The organism is Armatimonadota bacterium, from assembly GCA_018268395.1.
Lineage (GTDB): Bacteria > Armatimonadota > Fimbriimonadia > Fimbriimonadales > Fimbriimonadaceae > JAEURO01.
On the sequence record JAFDWQ010000005.1, the window covers coordinates 424,189 to 424,459 of the forward strand.

Sequence of the window (271 nt, forward strand, 5' to 3'; positions counted from 1 at the left end):
AGGGCGAGCCGATCGCCGAGCCGGGAATTCCGGAGTCCTTCAAGATCCTCGTGAACGAGCTCCGTTCGCTCGGCCTGAAGGTCTCCGTGGAAGACCACCAGAACCGCGAACTGACCTTGAAAGACCTTGACGAACTCACAGGCGGGGACGACGTCCGTCTCGCCAGGAGCGTGGGCTTCTTCAGCTAAGACCGGGACGTGGCGGGCCTCGCCGAAAGACGTGGCCCGCCCTCTTCCGGCCGACGCCCGTTGACCGTCGACACCGAAACGCA

At 64.6% G+C, this 271-nt stretch carries 1 protein-coding gene; it reads left to right on the top strand.

Features of this window, described 5'->3' with window-relative positions; translation table 11 throughout:
- The coding region (locus tag JST30_11640; protein ID MBS1714976.1) for a hypothetical protein at window positions 1-188 on the top strand (188 nt) is incomplete at its 5' end.
- Between the last annotated feature and the right edge of the window lie 83 nt (window positions 189-271).